Source organism: Pseudomonas sp. Fl5BN2, from assembly GCF_009908205.1.
In the GTDB taxonomy this organism is placed as follows: Bacteria; Pseudomonadota; Gammaproteobacteria; order Pseudomonadales; family Pseudomonadaceae; genus Aquipseudomonas.
Genome location: NZ_JAAARL010000030.1, coordinates 1 through 17,065, shown reverse-complemented (window position 1 = coordinate 17,065; position 17,065 = coordinate 1). Strand labels below are relative to the sequence as shown.

13 protein-coding genes are annotated in these 17,065 nt (G+C 61.6%); 7 read left to right on the top strand and 6 right to left on the bottom strand.

Annotated elements, in window-relative coordinates; translation table 11 throughout:
- The first annotated feature begins 12 nt into the window (after positions 1–12).
- Together GV819_RS29445 and GV819_RS29440 are read left to right on the top strand one after the other, a co-directional pair.
- The gene (locus GV819_RS29445; protein WP_161759549.1) at positions 13–693 is read left to right on the top strand and encodes a heavy metal response regulator transcription factor; all 681 of its coding nucleotides are present in this window, start codon (positions 13–15) and stop codon (positions 691–693) included.
- A complete protein-coding gene (locus GV819_RS29440; RefSeq protein ID WP_161759548.1) occupies positions 693–2,054 on the top strand; it encodes a heavy metal sensor histidine kinase in 1,362 nt (453 codons plus the stop codon). Before GV819_RS29445 ends, GV819_RS29440 begins: the two co-directional genes overlap by 1 nt.
- Before the next feature lie 62 nt (positions 2,055–2,116).
- On the opposite strand, the gene GV819_RS29435 is transcribed toward GV819_RS29440, so the two are convergent.
- The 3 genes from GV819_RS29435 to GV819_RS29425 form a co-directional block, all read right to left on the bottom strand.
- The gene (locus GV819_RS29435; RefSeq protein ID WP_161759547.1) at positions 2,117–3,361 is read right to left on the bottom strand and encodes a lipoprotein-releasing ABC transporter permease subunit; all 1,245 of its coding nucleotides are present in this window, start codon (positions 3,359–3,361) and stop codon (positions 2,117–2,119) included.
- Positions 3,362–3,432: 71 nt separating this feature from the next.
- Positions 3,433–4,116, bottom strand: coding sequence for a lipoprotein-releasing ABC transporter ATP-binding protein LolD (lolD, locus tag GV819_RS29430; protein WP_178124932.1), 684 nt, complete (start codon positions 4,114–4,116; stop codon positions 3,433–3,435).
- A gap of 7 nt (positions 4,117–4,123) precedes the next feature.
- Positions 4,124–5,374 carry a lipoprotein-releasing ABC transporter permease subunit gene (locus GV819_RS29425; RefSeq protein WP_161759545.1) on the bottom strand — a complete coding sequence of 417 codons (1,251 nt, stop codon included), beginning with the start codon at positions 5,372–5,374 and terminating at the stop codon, positions 4,124–4,126.
- Positions 5,375–5,468: 94 nt separating this feature from the next.
- On the opposite strand from GV819_RS29425, the gene GV819_RS29420 reads away from it, so the two are divergent.
- Positions 5,469–6,056 carry a PilZ domain-containing protein gene (locus GV819_RS29420; RefSeq protein ID WP_161759544.1) on the top strand — a complete coding sequence of 196 codons (588 nt, stop codon included), beginning with the start codon at positions 5,469–5,471 and terminating at the stop codon, positions 6,054–6,056.
- A 49-nt stretch (positions 6,057–6,105) separates the two neighbouring features.
- A complete protein-coding gene (locus GV819_RS29415) occupies positions 6,106–6,828 on the top strand; it encodes a glycerophosphodiester phosphodiesterase (RefSeq protein WP_161759543.1) in 723 nt (240 codons plus the stop codon).
- 42 nt (positions 6,829–6,870) lie between these two features.
- Here GV819_RS29415 and sthA read toward each other — a convergent pair whose 3' ends face one another.
- Both sthA and GV819_RS29405 read right to left on the bottom strand, forming a co-directional pair.
- On the bottom strand, positions 6,871–8,265 hold the full coding sequence (sthA, locus tag GV819_RS29410) for a Si-specific NAD(P)(+) transhydrogenase (RefSeq protein WP_161759542.1): 1,395 nt from the start codon (positions 8,263–8,265) through the stop codon (positions 6,871–6,873).
- A gap of 190 nt (positions 8,266–8,455) precedes the next feature.
- Positions 8,456–9,448: an FAD:protein FMN transferase gene (locus GV819_RS29405; RefSeq protein WP_434738445.1), complete on the bottom strand. Its 993-nt coding sequence runs from the start codon at positions 9,446–9,448 to the stop codon at positions 8,456–8,458.
- A 313-nt stretch (positions 9,449–9,761) separates the two neighbouring features.
- Between GV819_RS29405 and GV819_RS29400 the strand changes: the two genes are divergently transcribed.
- Positions 9,762–11,060: an MFS transporter gene (locus GV819_RS29400; protein ID WP_161759541.1), complete on the top strand. Its 1,299-nt coding sequence runs from the start codon at positions 9,762–9,764 to the stop codon at positions 11,058–11,060.
- Positions 11,061–11,186: 126 nt separating this feature from the next.
- On the opposite strand, the gene GV819_RS29395 is transcribed toward GV819_RS29400, so the two are convergent.
- Positions 11,187–12,650, bottom strand: coding sequence for a glyceraldehyde-3-phosphate dehydrogenase (locus GV819_RS29395; RefSeq protein ID WP_161759540.1), 1,464 nt, complete (start codon positions 12,648–12,650; stop codon positions 11,187–11,189).
- A gap of 353 nt (positions 12,651–13,003) precedes the next feature.
- Between GV819_RS29395 and mfd the strand changes: the two genes are divergently transcribed.
- Both mfd and GV819_RS29385 read left to right on the top strand, forming a co-directional pair.
- The gene (mfd, locus tag GV819_RS29390; protein WP_161759539.1) at positions 13,004–16,453 is read left to right on the top strand and encodes a transcription-repair coupling factor; all 3,450 of its coding nucleotides are present in this window, start codon (positions 13,004–13,006) and stop codon (positions 16,451–16,453) included.
- Between the two features lie 10 nt (positions 16,454–16,463).
- A complete protein-coding gene (locus tag GV819_RS29385; RefSeq protein WP_161759538.1) occupies positions 16,464–17,030 on the top strand; it encodes a CsiV family protein in 567 nt (188 codons plus the stop codon).
- Positions 17,031–17,065 lie beyond the last annotated feature (35 nt).

The window sequence follows — 17,065 nt, the reverse complement described above, 5'->3', positions numbered from 1 at the left end:
ACGAGTCCCATCATGAAACTGCTGATCGTCGAAGACCAACCGAAAACCGGCCACTATCTGCGCCTGGGCCTGAACGAAGCCGGCTTCAATACCGAACTGGTAGCGGATGGCAGCACCGGCCAACACCTGGCGTTGACCGGTGACTACGCCCTGTTGATTCTCGACGTGATGCTCCCGGGGCGCGACGGTTGGCAGATTCTGCAGGCAGTGCGCAGTGCCGGGCTGGATATACCGGTGCTGTTCCTCACCGCCCGGGACGCCGTGGAGGACCGAGTCCACGGCCTGGAACTGGGAGCCGACGACTACCTGGTCAAGCCCTTCGCCTTTTCCGAACTGCTGGCCCGGGTGCGTAGCCTGCTGCGCCGAGGCAGCGCCGTCGCCCAGGAAACCTGCCTGCAACTGGCGGACCTGCGCCTGGACCTGATTCGCCGCCGGGTGGAGCGCCGCGGCCAGCGCATCGACCTGACTGCCAAGGAGTTCGCCCTGCTGGAAATGCTACTGCGGCGCCAGGGCGAGGTCCTGCCCAAGTCGCTGATTGCCTCCCAAGTCTGGGACATGAATTTCGACAGTGACACCAACGTCATCGAGGTAGCGATCCGCCGCCTGCGCCTGAAGATCGATGACGACTACCCCAACAAACTGATCCACACCGTACGCGGCATGGGCTACGTGCTCGAAGAGCGTCAGGCCTGATGCCCCGCCTGTCCTTGAGCGGGCGCCTGGCGCTGTTGTTCGCCGCCTGCACTGCCGTGGTCTCGCTGTTGGCGGGGGTGTTGTTCAACCGGGCCAGCGAGGCGCACTTCATCGAGCTGGATCAGCAACTGCTGGATGGCAAACTGATTGCCCTGCGCAGCGCCTTGCAGGGCGTTACCGAGGCCAGGGATTTCCCCCGGCACCAGGCGAGACTGCTGGATGAGCTGAGCCACCAGCCGGACCTGGCACTGCGGGTCAGCAGCGCCGACGGTCAGCTATGGTTCGACAGCGCCCCGGGCCTGCCTGTCTCTCTACCCTCTGCCGCCGGCCTGCACAGCCTGAACCAGGCTGGCACCGCCTACCGGATCTACCCAGCCCCACTGACTCCCGGCCGCGCCGACTCGCCGCAGCTGACCCTGGTGCTCGACATCACCCATCACCAACACTTCCTGCAGCGCATGCAGCATCTGATCTGGCTCACCGTAGGCTTGTCGGCCCTGGCCACCGCCCTGCTTGGCGCCTGGGCCGCCCGCAGCGGGTTGCAGCCCTTGCGGCACATGAGTGCAGTGGCCGCCGGGGTCTCCGCCAACTCCCTGACCCAACGCCTGCCCCAGGAACAAATGCCCGCTGAACTGGCAGAACTGGCCAGCAGTTTCAATGCCATGCTCGGCCGTCTAGAAGAGTCGTTCCAACGCCTCTCGGCCTTTTCCGCCGACATTGCCCATGAGTTGCGCACGCCGCTGTCGAATTTGCTGACCCACACCCAGGTCACCCTGACTCGGCCCAGATCAATCGAGGATTACCGCGAAACCCTGCACAGCAACCTCGAGGAACTGCAATGGATGGCGCAACTGGTCAACGACATGCTGTACCTGGCCAAGGCCGACCACGGCCTGCTGACCCCGAAGCGCGAAGCGCTGGACCTGGCCCAGGAGACCGACATGCTGCTGGAGTTCTACGGCCCGCTGGCCGAAGACGCGCAGATCGAACTGGCCCGCGAAGGCCATGCCGGCTTTGCCGGGGACCGCAGCATGCTGCGCCGGGCGCTGTCCAACCTGCTGGACAACGCCCTGCGCTTCACCCCTGCCGGGGGCTCGATCAAGGTACGGATCAACGACAGCGCCCGACACCTGAGCCTGAGTATCGAAAACACCGGTGAGGGCATTGCCAAAGAGGTATTGCCGCGCCTGTTCGACCGTTTCTACCGGGCGGACCCGGCGCGGCGCGAAGGCAGCAGTGAACATGCGGGGTTGGGACTGGCGATCACCCAATCGATCATTCGTGCCCATGGCGGGCAGATTCGTTGCGAATCAGCGGCGGGTCGGACCCGTTTCGTGATCGAACTGCCAAGGCAGGATTGAGGGCCTGCCCGCCGGCTCCTACAAGGTCCGTGTAGGAGCCGGCTTGCCGGCGAAAGCGGGTCTCAGGAGTAACGCAAGGCGTGCGCCGGTTCGACCTTGGACGCCCGCCACGCCGGATACACGGTCGCCAGGAAGCTCAGGACAAACCCGGCACCGCAGATCAACGCCACGTCGCCACCCTGCAACTCGGAGGGCAGATTGCTGACGAAGTAGACGTCGGAACTGAAGATCTGCTGACCGCTGACCCTTTCCAGCCAACCCACCAGCTCACTCACGTTCAACGCCGCGATCACTCCAAGCACCCCACCGATCAAGGTGCCGACAATCCCGATCACCGTGCCCTGGACCATGAAGATTGCCATGATCTGTCGCGGCGTGGCGCCGATGGTGCGCAGGATCGCGATGTCCGCACCTTTGTCGTTCACCACCATGATCAGGGTGGCGATGATGTTGAACGCCGCCACCGCGACAATCATCAGCAGCAACAGGCCGATCATGGTCTTTTCCATCTTCATCGCGCTGAACAGGCTGCCCTGGGTATGGGTCCAGTCATCAGCCCGGAAATCAGCTCCCAGGCCTTTGGCGATGTCCGCCGAGACCTGTGGCGCGGCATACAGATCCTTGACCGCCAGGCGCACGCTCTGCACTTGGCTCGGTTGCCAGTGCTGCATCTGCGCCGCGTCGGCGACATGGATCAGGCCCATGGAGCCATCCAGCTCGGCACCGACCTTGAACACCCCAACCACATTCAAGCGCTGCATGCGCGGGGTAATCCCTCCCGGCGCGCTACTCACTTCAGGCACGATCAGGGTCAGCTTGTCACCGACATTCAGGCGAAAGCGCCGTGCAGTGATCTCGCCGATCACCACCCCGAACTCACCCGGTTTCAAGTCCTGCAGGCTGCCCTGGACAATATGCTGGGCAACGATGGAAACCTTGCCTTCCTGATCCGGGTCGATGCCGCTGATCTGGATCGGCTGCATCGCGCCCTTGTAGGAGAGCATGCCCTCCATCTCGGTGAACGGCACTGCCGCCGTGACTTCCGGGTTTTTCAGGGCCGCGGCGGCCACCGGCTGCCAGTCATCAATGGGCTTGACCCCGACGATGGTGGCATGGGGCACCATGCCGAGGATCCGCGAACTCATTTCCCGCTGGAAGCCGTTCATCACCGACAACACCACGATCATCGCCAGCACGCCCAGGGCGAGGCCGATCATCGAGGTCATGGAGATGAACGAGACAAAGCGATTGCGCCGTTTGGCGCGGGTGTAGCGCGCGCCGATAAAGATCGATAAAGGTCTGAACATGGGCACGTCACCCTGGAAAAATTAATGACCCGGCGCCGGCGAGCATGTCGTCGACGCCGTGTGCGGCCGCATCAGATCGCGACCAGGTGACCTTCTTGCAGGTGCAGTACGCGGTCCATCTGCCGGGCCAGGTTCATGTCGTGGGTCACCACCAGGAAGGCGGTGCGCATCGAAGTGCTGAGTTCCAGCATCAGGTCTTGAATACCCTGGGCAGTGTGCGAGTCGAGGTTGCCGGTGGGTTCGTCGAGCATCACCAGCCCCGGTTTGTTCACCAGGGCCCGGGCGATGGCTACGCGCTGGCGTTCACCGCCGGACAACTCCGATGGCTTGTGCTCCAGGCGATGGCCAAGGCCAACCCGCTCCAGCAATGCGCTGGCGCGCTGACGAGCCTCAGGGATTGGCGTACGGCCGATCAGCAACGGCATGCAGACGTTCTCCAGAGCAGTGAACTCCGGCAGCAGATGGTGGAACTGATAGACGAAACCCAGGGAGCGATTGCGCAGTTGACCACGGGCCTTCTCGCCCAGTGCCGACAATTCTTCACCGGCCAGCCAGACGCTGCCCTTGGAGGGTGTATCCAGGCCGCCCAACAGGTTGAGCAAGGTACTTTTGCCAGAGCCGGACGTACCGACGATGGCCACCCGCTCACCCGGGTGCAGTTCCAGTTGCAGGCCGGACAGGACCACCACCGATTCCGGGCCCTCATCATAGGCTTTGCCCAAGTCACGGCAGCTCAGGATTGCTTTTTCACTCATGCCCAACTCACTCATAACGTAGCGCCTCCGCAGGCTGGGTGCGCGCAGCACGCCAGGCTGGATACAGGGTGGCGAGGAAACTCAGGACTAGCGCCGCACCGCAGACCATCAACACGTCCTCAGCCATCAGTTGCGACGGCAGGTAGTCGATGAAGTACACGTCGGCATTCAGGAATTTGTGCCCGATCAGGCCTTCCAGACCGGAGATCGCGGCGCTGACATTCAACGCAGCGAGCATCCCCAGTACCGCGCCGATCAAAGTGCCGACCACGCCAATCACCGTGCCCTGGACCATGAAGATCGCCATGATGGTCCCGGGGGTCGCGCCAAGGGTGCGCAAGATGGCGATATCGCCCTTCTTGTCGTTCACCACCATCACCAGGGTCGAGATGATGTTGAACGCGGCCACCGCGACGATCAGCAGCAACAACAGGCCGATCATGGCTTTTTCCATGCGGATGGCCTGGTACAGGTTGCCGTGGGTACGGGTCCAGTCACGAGCGTAATAATGGTTCTCACCCAACTGCTGGGCGATTTCCCAGGCAGTGCGCGGCGCCTGGAACAGATCGTCGAACTTCAGCCGCAGGCCCTGGACCTGATCCGGCTTCCAGCGATGCAGGCGAGCCAGGTCTTCGAGGTTGGTCAGGCCCAGGTAACCGTCGATCTCACCGGCGCCGACGTGGAAAATCCCCACCACGGTAAACCGCTTCATTCGCGGGAACATGCCGGCCGGGGTCACCGTGACTTCCGGAGCGACGAAGGTCAGCTTGTCGCCCAGGCCAACGCCCAGCTTGGCCGCCGCCTTGTCACCGATGACGATGCCGAAGCTGCCGGGCGCCAGTGCGTCCAGCTGACCCTGTTGCATGAAGTGGTCGATGATCGACACCTGCCGTTCTTGGGCCGGATCGATGGCATTGAGCAGCACCTTCTGCACCTGACCCTGGTTGGTCAGCAGGCCCTGCATCTGGGTGAACGGCGCCACAGCCAGGACTTTCGGGTTCTGCTTGACCTTGTCGGCCAGGCCTTGCCAGTCGCTGATGGGCTCACCGGATTCGATGGTGGCGTGGGGCACCATGCCCAGCACGCGAGTGCGCATCTCATGATCGAAGCCATTCATCACCGACAGCACCACGATCATCACGATCACGCCAAGGGCGAGTCCGATCATCGAGGTCAGGGAAATGAATGACACAAAATGATTGCGACGCTTTGCACGGGTATAACGCGTGCCAATAAATGCAAACAGAGGTCTGAACATGTCGGGGCTTGTTCGGAGGAAAAGAAGACGTCCTTGTGGCGGGGCCTGGTAAGCAGCTTTACACTCAGACCACTGCCTCTACCATGGGTTCGCCATGTCGACATTAGATGAAGAAGATCGCCGCGAATACTACCGTATCGAGGACACGATCGCACTGGAAATTAGCCCCTTGTCCGCCCATGACGCGGCGAGCAAGGAAGTGTTGCAGGATGAGTCCCCACTGTTCAATTTGCTCAGTGAACTGCACCTCAGCGAATTCGAATCCCAGCACCTGCTGCGCCAGGTCAGCGAGCGCGACCGCACCCTGGCCAACTACCTCAAGGCCATGAACAAACGCATCGACCTGCTCGGCCAGGTGGTGGCACAGACCGTGTTCGGCAAGTTCGGCGAGCCGCAGCGTGTTGTCCTCTCCGAAGGCGGCATCGAGTTCAACCATCACCAGTGCTACCCCAGCGGCAGCCACCTGGCGGTCAAACTGCTGCTGATGCCGCAGGCCTCGGGCCTGCTGCTGCGGGCCAAGGTCACTCACTGCGAACCACAGAGCTTTGGCACCTTCGAGATCGGTACCGAGTTCGAAGCATTGACCGATGCCCAGCGTCAGTTGCTGGCGCGCTATATCCTGCAAAAACAGGCCCAGCAACGCCGTCTGGCCCGGGAGCAGAACGACCCGGCCGCCAGTTGAGCAACTGCCTGACCCTCTCTTAACGAACAACATCCGTGAAGGAGCAATTGTGACCCTGATCTATGGCCATCGCGGCGCTAAAGGCGAAGCACCGGAAAACACCCTGACCAGCTTTCAGGAATGCCTCAAGCACGGCGTCCGCCGTTGCGAGCTCGACCTGCACCTGTCCATGGACGGCGAGCTGATGGTGATTCATGACCCGACCCTCAAGCGCACCACAGACCGGCGTGGCAAGGTAGTGGAACATTCCGCCGCCAACCTGGCGACCTACGATGCACGCAAAGGCGGCCCGGGATGGATCACCCCCTGCCCTATTCCGCGCCTGGAGGAGCTGTTCGAGAAGTGCGATTTCGAGCACTGGCAACTGGAAGTCAAAAGCGCCTCGCGCACCCGTGCCGCAACTACGGTACTGGCGATTCGCGAGATGGCCCAACGCTTTGGCCTGCTGGACAAGGTCACTGTGACCTCAAGCTCCCGGGAAGTGCTGAAGGCCGCGGTCGAGCTGACCCCGGACCTGTCTCGCGGACTGGTAGCCGAATACGCCTGGCTCGACCCGTTGAAGGTCGCCCAGAGCTATGGCTGCGAGATTCTTGCGCTGAACTGGACCCTGTGCACCCCGGAGCGGCTGCAACGGGCGCAGCGTCAGGGTTTGCATGTATCGGTATGGACGGTCAACGAGCCCGCGCTGATGCGCAGGCTCGCCGACTTCGGCGTAGATAGCCTGATTACAGACTTTCCCGGTTTGGCCAGCGCCACTCTCGAGAATTACTGAAATCGGTCTCCCCGGCCGGCTCAGGCCACCGGCCGGAGCCGCTCAAAAAAGCCGGTTGAGGCCGTCGTACGCGGCTACCCGATAGGCTTCGGCCATGGTCGGGTAGTTGAAGGTGGTGTTGACGAAGTACTTCAGGGTGTTGTGCTCGCCCGGCTGGTTCATGATCGCCTGGCCAATGTGGACGATTTCCGAAGCCTGGTAGCCGAAGCAGTGCACGCCGAGGACTTCCAGGGTTTCCCGGTGGAACAGGATCTTCAGCATGCCTTGCGGCTCGCCAGCGATCTGCGCACGGGCCATACCCTTGAAGAACGCCTTGCCCACTTCGTAAGGCACCTTGGCCTGGGTCAGCTCCTGCTCGTTCTTGCCGATCGAGCTGATCTCGGGAATGGTGTAGATCCCGGTCGGCACGTCGTTGACGAAGCGCCAGCTGCCATTGTCGACGATGCTGCCAGCGGCGGAACGACCCTGGTCGTGAGCGGCACTGGCCAGGCTCGGCCAGCCGATCACATCACCGGCACCGTAGATGTTCGGCACACAGGTGCGATAGTTCTCGTCCACTTCGATCTGGCCACGGCTATTGACCTTGACCCCGATATTCTCCATGCCCAGCTTGTCGGTATTGCCGGTACGGCCGTTGCACCAGAGCAAGGCGTCGGCCTTGATCTTCTTGCCGGACTTCAGATGCAGGATCACCCCGTTATCTACGCCTTCAACGCGGTCATATTCCTCGTTGTGGCGCACGGTGATGTTGTTGTTGCTGAAGTGATAGCTCAGGGCCTGGGAGATCTCGGAGTCGAGGAAGCTGAGCAACTGGCCGCGGTTATCCACCAACTCCACCAGCACCCCAAGGCCACTGAAGATCGAAGCGTATTCGCAACCGATGACCCCAGCACCGTAAACGATGAGTTTGCGCGGGGTGTGGCCGAGGCTGAGGATGGTGTCGCTATCGTAGATACGCGGGTGGCCAAAATCGATGTCCGCCGGGCGATAAGGGCGCGAGCCGGTGGCGATGATGATGTGCTTGGCCACCAGCTTTTCCACTACGCCGTTGGCGCAGACCACTTCAACGGTCTGCTCGTCAGCAAAGCTGCCGGTGCCGAAGAACACGTCGACCCGGTTACGGGCGTAGTAGCCGGTGCGCGAAGCCACCTGCTTGGAGATAACCTTCTCGGCGCTCTTGAGCACGTCCGGAAAGGAAAACCAGCGCGGCTCGCCAATGGCCCGGAACATCGGGTTGGTGTTGAACTGCATGATCTGCCGGACCGAGTGACGCAGGGCCTTGGACGGAATGGTACCCAGGTGGGTGCAGTTACCGCCGACCTGACGACGGCTATCGACCATCGCCACTTTGCGCCCTGCTTTCGCGGCGTTCATTGCCGCACCTTCTCCAGCGGGGCCTGAGCCCAGCACCACTACGTCGTAGTTGTAGACAGCCATGCGTACTCCTCAGAACAGGCCGAGATGCCCTTCTGGCATCTCCGGCTAAATCATGCCGCGGCCAGCGGCATGAAGGATCAATTTGGCTCGGTTACGAACCCGGGCACAGTCTATAGAAGCGTCAACGCCGCGCACATTAACCCTTGGTCGCGTCGTAGGCTACTTTTGCCTGCACTACAGCTGCGCAAGGCTAGTGTTTTGGCCCAGCGAACAGCCGATCGAACTCCGGGTTGCTGCGTGTGACGAATCCTGTATCGGCACGCATCACAAAAAATGCTGCGATCGCGTGTTTTTCCGCGTAATCCCAACCGGCCTCCGGGCCGAGTATCAACAACAGCGTCGATAAGCCATCGGCCATCAGCGTCGAAGGATGAATCACCGTCACCGAGGCCAACTGGTGAGTAATGGGCTTGCCGGCTCGAGCATCAAAAGTGTGGGAGTAACGCTGGCCGTCCTGCTCGAAGTAATTACGGTAGTCGCCGGACGTGGATACACCATAACCGTCCAGAGCAATTACTCGCTGGGCCACTTGCTGATCATCCCGGGGCTCTTCCAGGGCAATGCGCCAGGGTGAACCATCAACCTTGTGACCCACCGCCTTGAGCTCGCCCGTGGCCTCGACAAGGAAACTGTCGATCCGCAATTCCACAAGCCTGGCAGCGATACGGTCCACGGCGTAGCCGGCGGCAATGCTATTGAAGTCCACCTCCACGGCCGCGTCCTTGCACAGCTCCGCCCCCTTGATATGCAACTGCTCATACCCAACCCGCGCCCGCACCTCGGCCAGCGCCGCGGTGCTCGGGACCTTTTCCTCTCGCCCCTGGGGACCAAAACCCCAGAGATTGAGCAGCGGCTCCACCGTCAGGTCAAAAGCGCCATCGCTGTCCCGAGACAGCTGCTCGCCCACCCGCACCAATTGCAGCACCGGTTCAGGCATCGGCTGACAACTGTTGGCCGGCAAATCATTGAAACGCTCGATATCCGAATCACTGCGATAGGTGGACATCTGCCGATCGACCTCAGCCAAGATTCCCTCGACCTCGGTCTTGACCAGCGACGCTGCCGGGCCATTGGCATGGCGCACATACTGCACGGAATAGGTGCTGCCCATGGTCGGACCGGAGACGCTCTCCAGGTGATCGCCCCCACATCCCGCCAACAGCAGCATCGCCGCCCATGACATCCCCCATCGCCACCGCTGATTACCTGGCAAGGCTTTCTCTCCCGATCAACCACCCCGCAGGGCTGGCTCTCAATGCAAAACGCCATTATGCGACAGACGGCGTCTGCCTGCGCACCTCCCTACAGCCTTCGCCCGCGGGCCGAACCCCGACCTAGAGCCGGCAAAGTCCATCCAAGAGTTTTTGTTGCTGGATGACTTTTATACACATATCGTTACAAAACTGTTCAGCGTGCAGCCTCGAGCCCCGACTTTGCAGTGAGGGACGCATAACGACCAGGGATTGCTAACAAGACAGCCAAAGTGAGTGAAAAACATGTCCACGACCACGGGCAAAGGCAAGGCGATTTTTCGCGTTGTCAGCGGCAACTTTCTCGAGATGTTCGACTTCATGGTCTATGGCTTCTACGCCACCGCAATCGCCAAGACCTTCTTTCCTGCCGAGAGTGCATTCGCCTCGTTGATGCTGTCCCTGGCGACCTTCGGTGCCGGCTTCCTGATGCGCCCTTTGGGGGCGATCTTCCTCGGTGCCTACATTGACCGTCACGGCCGCCGCAAGGGCCTGATCATCACCCTGGCCCTGATGGCCGCGGGCACCGTATTGATTGCCTGCGTGCCAGGCTATGCCACCCTTGGCGTTGCCGCGCCATTGCTGGTGCTGCTGGGACGCCTGCTGCAGGGCTTCTCCGCAGGCGTCGAACTGGGCGGCGTCTCGGTGTACCTGGCCGAAATTGCCACTCCAGGCCGCAAGGGCTTCTTCGTCAGCTGGCAATCGGCAAGTCAACAGGCCGCAGTGGTGTTCGCCGGCTTGCTCGGCGTTGGCCTGAACCACTGGCTGAGCCCCGAGCAAATGGGGGATTGGGGCTGGCGCGTGCCATTCCTGGTGGGTTGCATGATTGTTCCGGCGATTTTCATCATCCGCCGCTCCCTGGAGGAAACCCCGGAATTCCAGGCCCGCAAGCATCGCCCTTCGTTGCAGGAAATCGTCCGCTCCATCGGTCAGAACTTCGGCATTGTCATCGCCGGCATGGCCTTGGTGGTGATGACCACCGTGTCCTTCTACCTGATCACCGCCTACACCCCGACCTTCGGCAAGACCGAACTGCACCTGTCGGATTTCGACGCTCTGCTGGTGACCGTGTGCATCGGCCTGTCGAACTTCTTCTGGCTGCCGGTAATGGGCTCGCTGTCTGACAAGATCGGGCGCAAGCCGCTGCTGCTGAGTGCCACCATCCTGGCGATCCTCACGGCTTATCCAGCGCTGTCCTGGCTGGTAGCCAATCCGAGCTTCAGCCACCTGCTAATCGTCGAGTTGTGGCTGTCCTTCCTCTATGGTTCGTACAACGGCGCCATGGTGGTGGCCCTGACCGAGATCATGCCGGTCGAGGTGCGCACCACTGGTTTCTCCCTGGCCTACAGCCTCGCCACCGCAACCTTCGGTGGCTTCACTCCGGCGGTCTGTACCTATCTGATTCACGTACTGGGCAACCAGGCGGCACCGGGGATCTGGCTCAGCGGCGCAGCGGTGCTGGGGCTGATCGCCACCCTGGTGCTGTTTCGCGGCAATCGTCACGCCTTGCGCACAGCGCAAGCGGCAACCGTCGGCGGTGCCTGAAAGGCTTAGCTGGCAAGGCGCCCCCTACGGCAATCTCGCCTCTTCCATGTAGGGGTTGGCTTGCCGGAGAAGGCCACAAACAAAAACGCCCCGACATGTCGGGGCGTTTTCATTTCTGCAGAGTGCTTAGCGTGGGAACGCTGGCGGGTTGACCCCAGCCATGTCTTCCATCACCCGCACTACCTGGCAGCTGTAACCGAACTCGTTGTCGTACCAGACGTACAGCACAACGCGGTTGTCCTGAACGATGGTCGCTTCAGCGTCGACCACACCGGCGTGACGCGAGCCCACGAAGTCAGTGGACACCACTTCCTGGGAATTGACGAAGTCGATTTGCTTGTGCAGATCGGAGTGCAGCGCCATGTAGCGCAGGTACTCGTTCATCTCTTCACGGGTAGCGGCTTTCTCAAGGTTCAGGTTGAGAATGGCCATCGACACGTTCGGCGTTGGAACGCGGATCGCGTTACCGGTCAGCTTGCCGGCCAGCTCAGGCAGGGCCTTGGCAGCAGCGGTAGCAGCACCGGTTTCAGTGATCACCATGTTCAGCGCGGCGCTACGGCCACGGCGATCGCCCTTGTGGAAGTTGTCGATCAGGTTCTGGTCGTTGGTGTACGAGTGAACGGTTTCGACGTGACCGTTGATGATGCCGAACTTGTCATTCACAGCCTTCAGCACCGGCACGATGGCGTTGGTGGTGCAGGAAGCGGCGGACACGATCTTGTCGTCAGCGGTGATTTCGCTGTGGTTGATACCGTGAACGATGTTCTTCAGCTTGCCTTTGCCAGGCGCGGTCAGAACAACGCGGTCGATACCCGGGCAGGCCAGGTGCTGGCCCAGGCCGTCGGCGTCACGCCATACACCGGTGTTGTCCACCAGCAGCGCGTTCTTGATCCCGTACTGGGTGTAATCCACTTCAGTCGGGTTCTTCGCGTAGATAACCTGGATCAGGTTGCCGTTAGCGGTGATGGTGTTGTTTTCTTCGTCGATAGTGATGGTGCCGTTGAACGAACCATGAACCGAATCGCGGCGCAGCAGGCTGGCGCGTTTGGTCAGGTCGTTTTCAGCGCCTTTACGCACCACGATGGCGCGCAGACGCAGGCCGTCGCCACCACCGGTTTTTTCGATCAGGATGCGTGCCAGCAGACGGCCGATACGACCGAAGCCGTACAGCACCACGTCAGTGCCTTTGCGGGCCGAAGTATTTTGCTGACCAACCACGTCAGCCATTTCTTCGCGAACGAACTGCTCGGCGCTGCGGCCATTGCCTTCGTTACGGAATTTGAACGCCAACTTGCCCAGATCTACCGAAGCCGCGCCGAGCTTGAGCTCGCTCATGGCCTTCAGCAGAGGGAATGTTTCGTGGACGGAGAGTTCGCTGTCGTCGGAGGAACGGTGGCGAGCAAAGCGGTGGGCTTTGAGAATCGCGATGACAGACTGGTTGATCAGGCTGCGGCCATAGATCGAGCTCACCACATTGTTATTGCGGTACAGCTGACCGATAAGCGGAATCATCGCTTCTGCGAGTGCTTCACGGTCGATCCATTCACCAAGACACTGGTCGGGCTTCTGAGTCACGGGAACCTTCCACATGTAGGGGCAGAAAAAAGGGGCTACATTATGCCGCCGAGAACCTCGCGTAGCAATGCGCGCCTGTCGTGCGGAACGTAACAAAAAGCCCTTGCAAAAAAATACCACTGCGCTAGAGGCCAGTAAACACGGGGCCTCCAGCAGCGTCAATTTTTTGGAGATCCAGCCAAACTGTCTGTAACCCTCCGTAACACTGCGCCAATCCCGCACTACATTTCGCCCTGAAAAGCGCATTTTGTTGTCATAGCCACTACATTTCCCCCAACCAGCGTAATAGACGCATCAGCCACTGACAGTGACTGCCCGGGGCCGTTACAATTACCGACTTTGTCGCAACGCTTGGAGCTTGACCGTCCGTGCCCGTCCTGCGTCTACCGCTACTCCCTGCCGCCGCCGGCAAACAGCATTGGGGCAATCTGCCCGGTGCCGCCCTGAGCCTGGCCATCGCCGAAGCCGCTAGCGCTGCAAAGCGCTTCACCCTCCTGCTGACCGCCGACAGCCAAAGCGCTGACCGACTGGAACAGGAGCTGAGCTTCTTTGCCCCGGATCTGCCGGTGCTGCATTTCCCTGACTGGGAAACCCTGCCCTACGACCTGTTCTCGCCGCACCAGGACATCATTTCCCAGCGCATCGCCAGCCTCTACCGGCTGCCGGAGCTGGAGCATGGTGTGCTGGTGGTACCGATCACCACCGCCCTGCATCGCCTGGCACCAACCCAGTTCCTGCTGGGCAGCAGCCTGGTACTGGACGTTGGCCAGAAGCTAGATGTCGAGCAGATGCGTACACGCCTGGAAGCCAGCGGCTATCGCTGCGTGGATACGGTCTATGAGCACGGCGAGTTCGCCGTGCGCGGTGCCTTGATCGACCTGTTCCCGATGGGCAGCAAGCTGCCCTACCGCATCGATCTGTTCGACGATGAAATCGAAACCCTGCGCACCTTCGATCCGGAGAACCAGCGCTCCATAGACAAGGTCGATTCGATCCGCCTGCTGCCGGCCAGGGAATTCCCTCTGCAGAAAGACGCGGTGACCCGCTTCAAGGCGCGTTTTCGCGAGCGCTTCGATGTCGATTTCCGGCGCTGCCCGATCTTCCAGGACCTGAGCAGCGGGATTACCCCCGCCGGTATCGAGTACTACCTGCCGCTGTTTTTCGAGGACACCTCCACTCTGTTCGACTACCTGCCCCAGGACACCCAAGTGTTCTCTCTACCGGGCATTGAACAGGCGGCAGAGAACTTCTGGAACGACGTACGCAATCGCTACGAAGAGCGCCGCGTCGATCCGTCCCGGCCTTTATTGCCACCAGCGGAACTGTTCCTGCCGGTGGAAGACTGCTTCGCTCGCCTGAAAAACTGGCCGCGCGTGGTCGCCAGCCAGCAAGACATCGAAACCGGTGTCGGCCGCGAACGCTTCCCCGCCCATGAGCTGCCCAACCTGGCCATCGAGGCCAAGGCCAACCAACCCCTGGCAGCGCTTTCCGGCTTCCTCGACGAGTTCCCCGGCCGGGTGCTGTTCACCGCCGAATCCGCCGGGCGCCGCGAGGTGCTGCTGGAGTTGCTGGAACGCCTGAAGCTGCGGCCAAAAACCGTCGACAGCTGGCCAGATTTCGTCAAAAGCAAAGAGCGCCTGGCGATTACCATCGCTCCGCTGGACGAAGGTCTACTGCTGGACGACCCGGCCCTGGCCCTGGTGGCCGAGAGCCCGCTGTTCGGCCAGAGAGTGATGCAGCGTCGGCGCCGGGAAAAACGCGCCGACGCCAACAACGATGCCGTGATCAAGAACCTCACCGAGCTGCGCGAAGGCGCGCCGGTGGTGCATATCGACCACGGCGTCGGCCGCTACCTGGGCCTGGCGACCCTGGAAATCGACAATCAGGTCGCTGAATTCCTCACCCTGGCCTACGCCGAGGGCGCCAAGCTCTATGTGCCAGTGGCCAACCTGCACCTGATCGCCCGCTACACCGGCAGCGACGACGCCCTGGCCCCGCTGCACCGCCTGGGCTCGGAGACCTGGCAGAAAGCCAAGCGCAAAGCCGCCGAACAAGTGCGCGACGTCGCCGCCGAGCTGCTGGACATCTACGCCCGCCGCGCCGCACGCGAAGGCTACGCGTTTGCCGATCCCAAAGCCGACTACGCAACCTTCAGTGCCGGCTTCCCTTTCGAGGAGACCCCGGACCAGCAAACCACCATCGAAGCGGTACGCGCCGACATGCTCGCGCCCAAGCCGATGGACCGCCTGGTGTGCGGCGACGTCGGCTTCGGCAAGACCGAAGTGGCAATGCGCGCGGCTTTTATTGCCGTGCACGGCGGTCGCCAGGTGGCGATCCTGGTGCCCACTACCCTGCTCGCCCAGCAGCACTACAACAGCTTCCGCGACCGCTTCGCCGACTGGCCGGTGACCGTGGAGGTGATGAGCCGCTTCAAGTCGACCAAAGAGGTCAACGCCGCGGTGGCCGACCTCGCCGAAGGCAAGATCGACATCGTCATCGGCACCCACAAGCTGCTGCAGGACGATGTGAAGATCAAGAACCTCGGCCTGGTGATCATCGACGAAGAGCACCGCTTCGGTGTTCGTCAGAAAGAACAGCTCAAGGCCCTGCGTAGTGAAGTCGACATCCTCACCCTGACCGCCACGCCGATCCCGCGGACCCTGAACATGGCCGTCTCGGGCATGCGCGACCTGTCGATCATCGCCACCCCGCCGGCCCGACGCCTGTCGGTGCGGACCTTCGTCATGGAGCAGAACAAGAGCACAGTGAAAGAAGCCCTGCTGCGTGAACTGCTGCGCGGCGGGCAAGTGTATTACCTGCACAACGATGTGAAGACCATCGAGAAGTGCGCCGCCGAGCTCGCCGAGCTGGTGCCCGAAGCACGGATTGGCATCGGCCACGGACAAATGCGCGAGCGCGAACTCGAACAGGTGATGAGCGACTTCTACCATAAGCGCTTCAACGTGCTGATTGCCTCGACCATCATCGAGACCGGCATCGACGTGCCGAGCGCCAACACCATCATCATCGAGCGCGCCGACAAGTTCGGCCTGGCCCAGTTGCACCAGTTGCGTGGCCGGGTCGGGCGCAGTCACCACCAGGCATATGCCTACCTGCTGACGCCGCCGCGCCAACAAATTACCCCGGACGCAGAAAAGCGCCTGGAAGCCATCGCTAACACCCAGGACCTGGGAGCCGGTTTCGTACTGGCCACCAACGACCTGGAAATCCGCGGCGCCGGCGAACTGCTGGGCGACGGCCAGAGCGGCCAGATCCAGGCCGTAGGCTTCACCCTTTACATGGAGATGCTCGAGCGTGCGGTGAAAGCCATCCGCAAGGGCGAGCAGCCGAACCTCGACCAACCCCTGGGCGGCGGCCCGGAAATCAACCTGCGCCTGCCGGCACTGATTCCCGAAGACTACCTGCCGGATGTCCACGCCCGCCTGATCCTCTACAAGCGCATCGCTTCGGCCACCGACGAGGATGGCCTGAAGGATCTGCAGGTGGAAATGATCGACCGTTTCGGCCTGCTGCCGGAACCGACCAAGAACCTGGTCCGCCTGACCCTGCTGAAACTCCAGGCCGAACAACTGGGGATCAAGAAAGTCGACGGCGGCCCGCAGGGCGGCCGCATCGAGTTCGCCGCAGATACCCCGGTGGACCCATTGGCACTGATCAAGCTGATCCAGGGGCAACCCAAACGCTACAAATTCGAAGGCGCAACACTGTTCAAGTTCATGGTGCCGATGGAGCGTCCGGAAGAGCGCTTTAATACATTGGAGGCGTTGTTTGAGCGCCTCACCCCGAAAACTGCTTGAAGGACGCCCCATGCGCCTGCTCTGTTCGTTGACCCTGCTCCTGGCCCTGGTCGCGCCAATGGCTTTTGCCGACGACCTGTACCAGGTGGAATTGATCCTTGTCCGGCAGAACGCCGAGCCGCAGATCCTCAGCCACGCGGCCCCGGAAGATTGGGCCGCCGGCGCCCAGCACCTGGCTGCGGACAACCAGCGCAGCCCTTCCCTGGGCGGCATCGTTGAGAAACTCGGCGCCAGCGCTGACTACAGCGTGCTACTGCACAAGGCTTGGCAACAGACCCTGAGCGAAAACCCGGTCAAGGTTGCCCTCAGCGACGGAGCGGAACAGTTTGGCCAGTACCCCATCGAAGGCACCCTGAGCCTCAAGCTCGGGCGCTTCACCGATGTCGAGGCGGATTTCTGGATCAACCAGATCGACAGCAATGGCCTGGTCACCCGCAGCGAACACCTGAAGCAGCAAAGCCATACCAAGAACGGTCAGCTCAACTATCTGGACAACGGCCACCTGGCGCTGCTGATCAAGATCACCTCGCTGACCGCGCCTGCGCCCCGCCCTGCTCCAACTGAAATACCGGACTGATTGAAGTCCCTATGACCCCACCCCTGACCAAACCC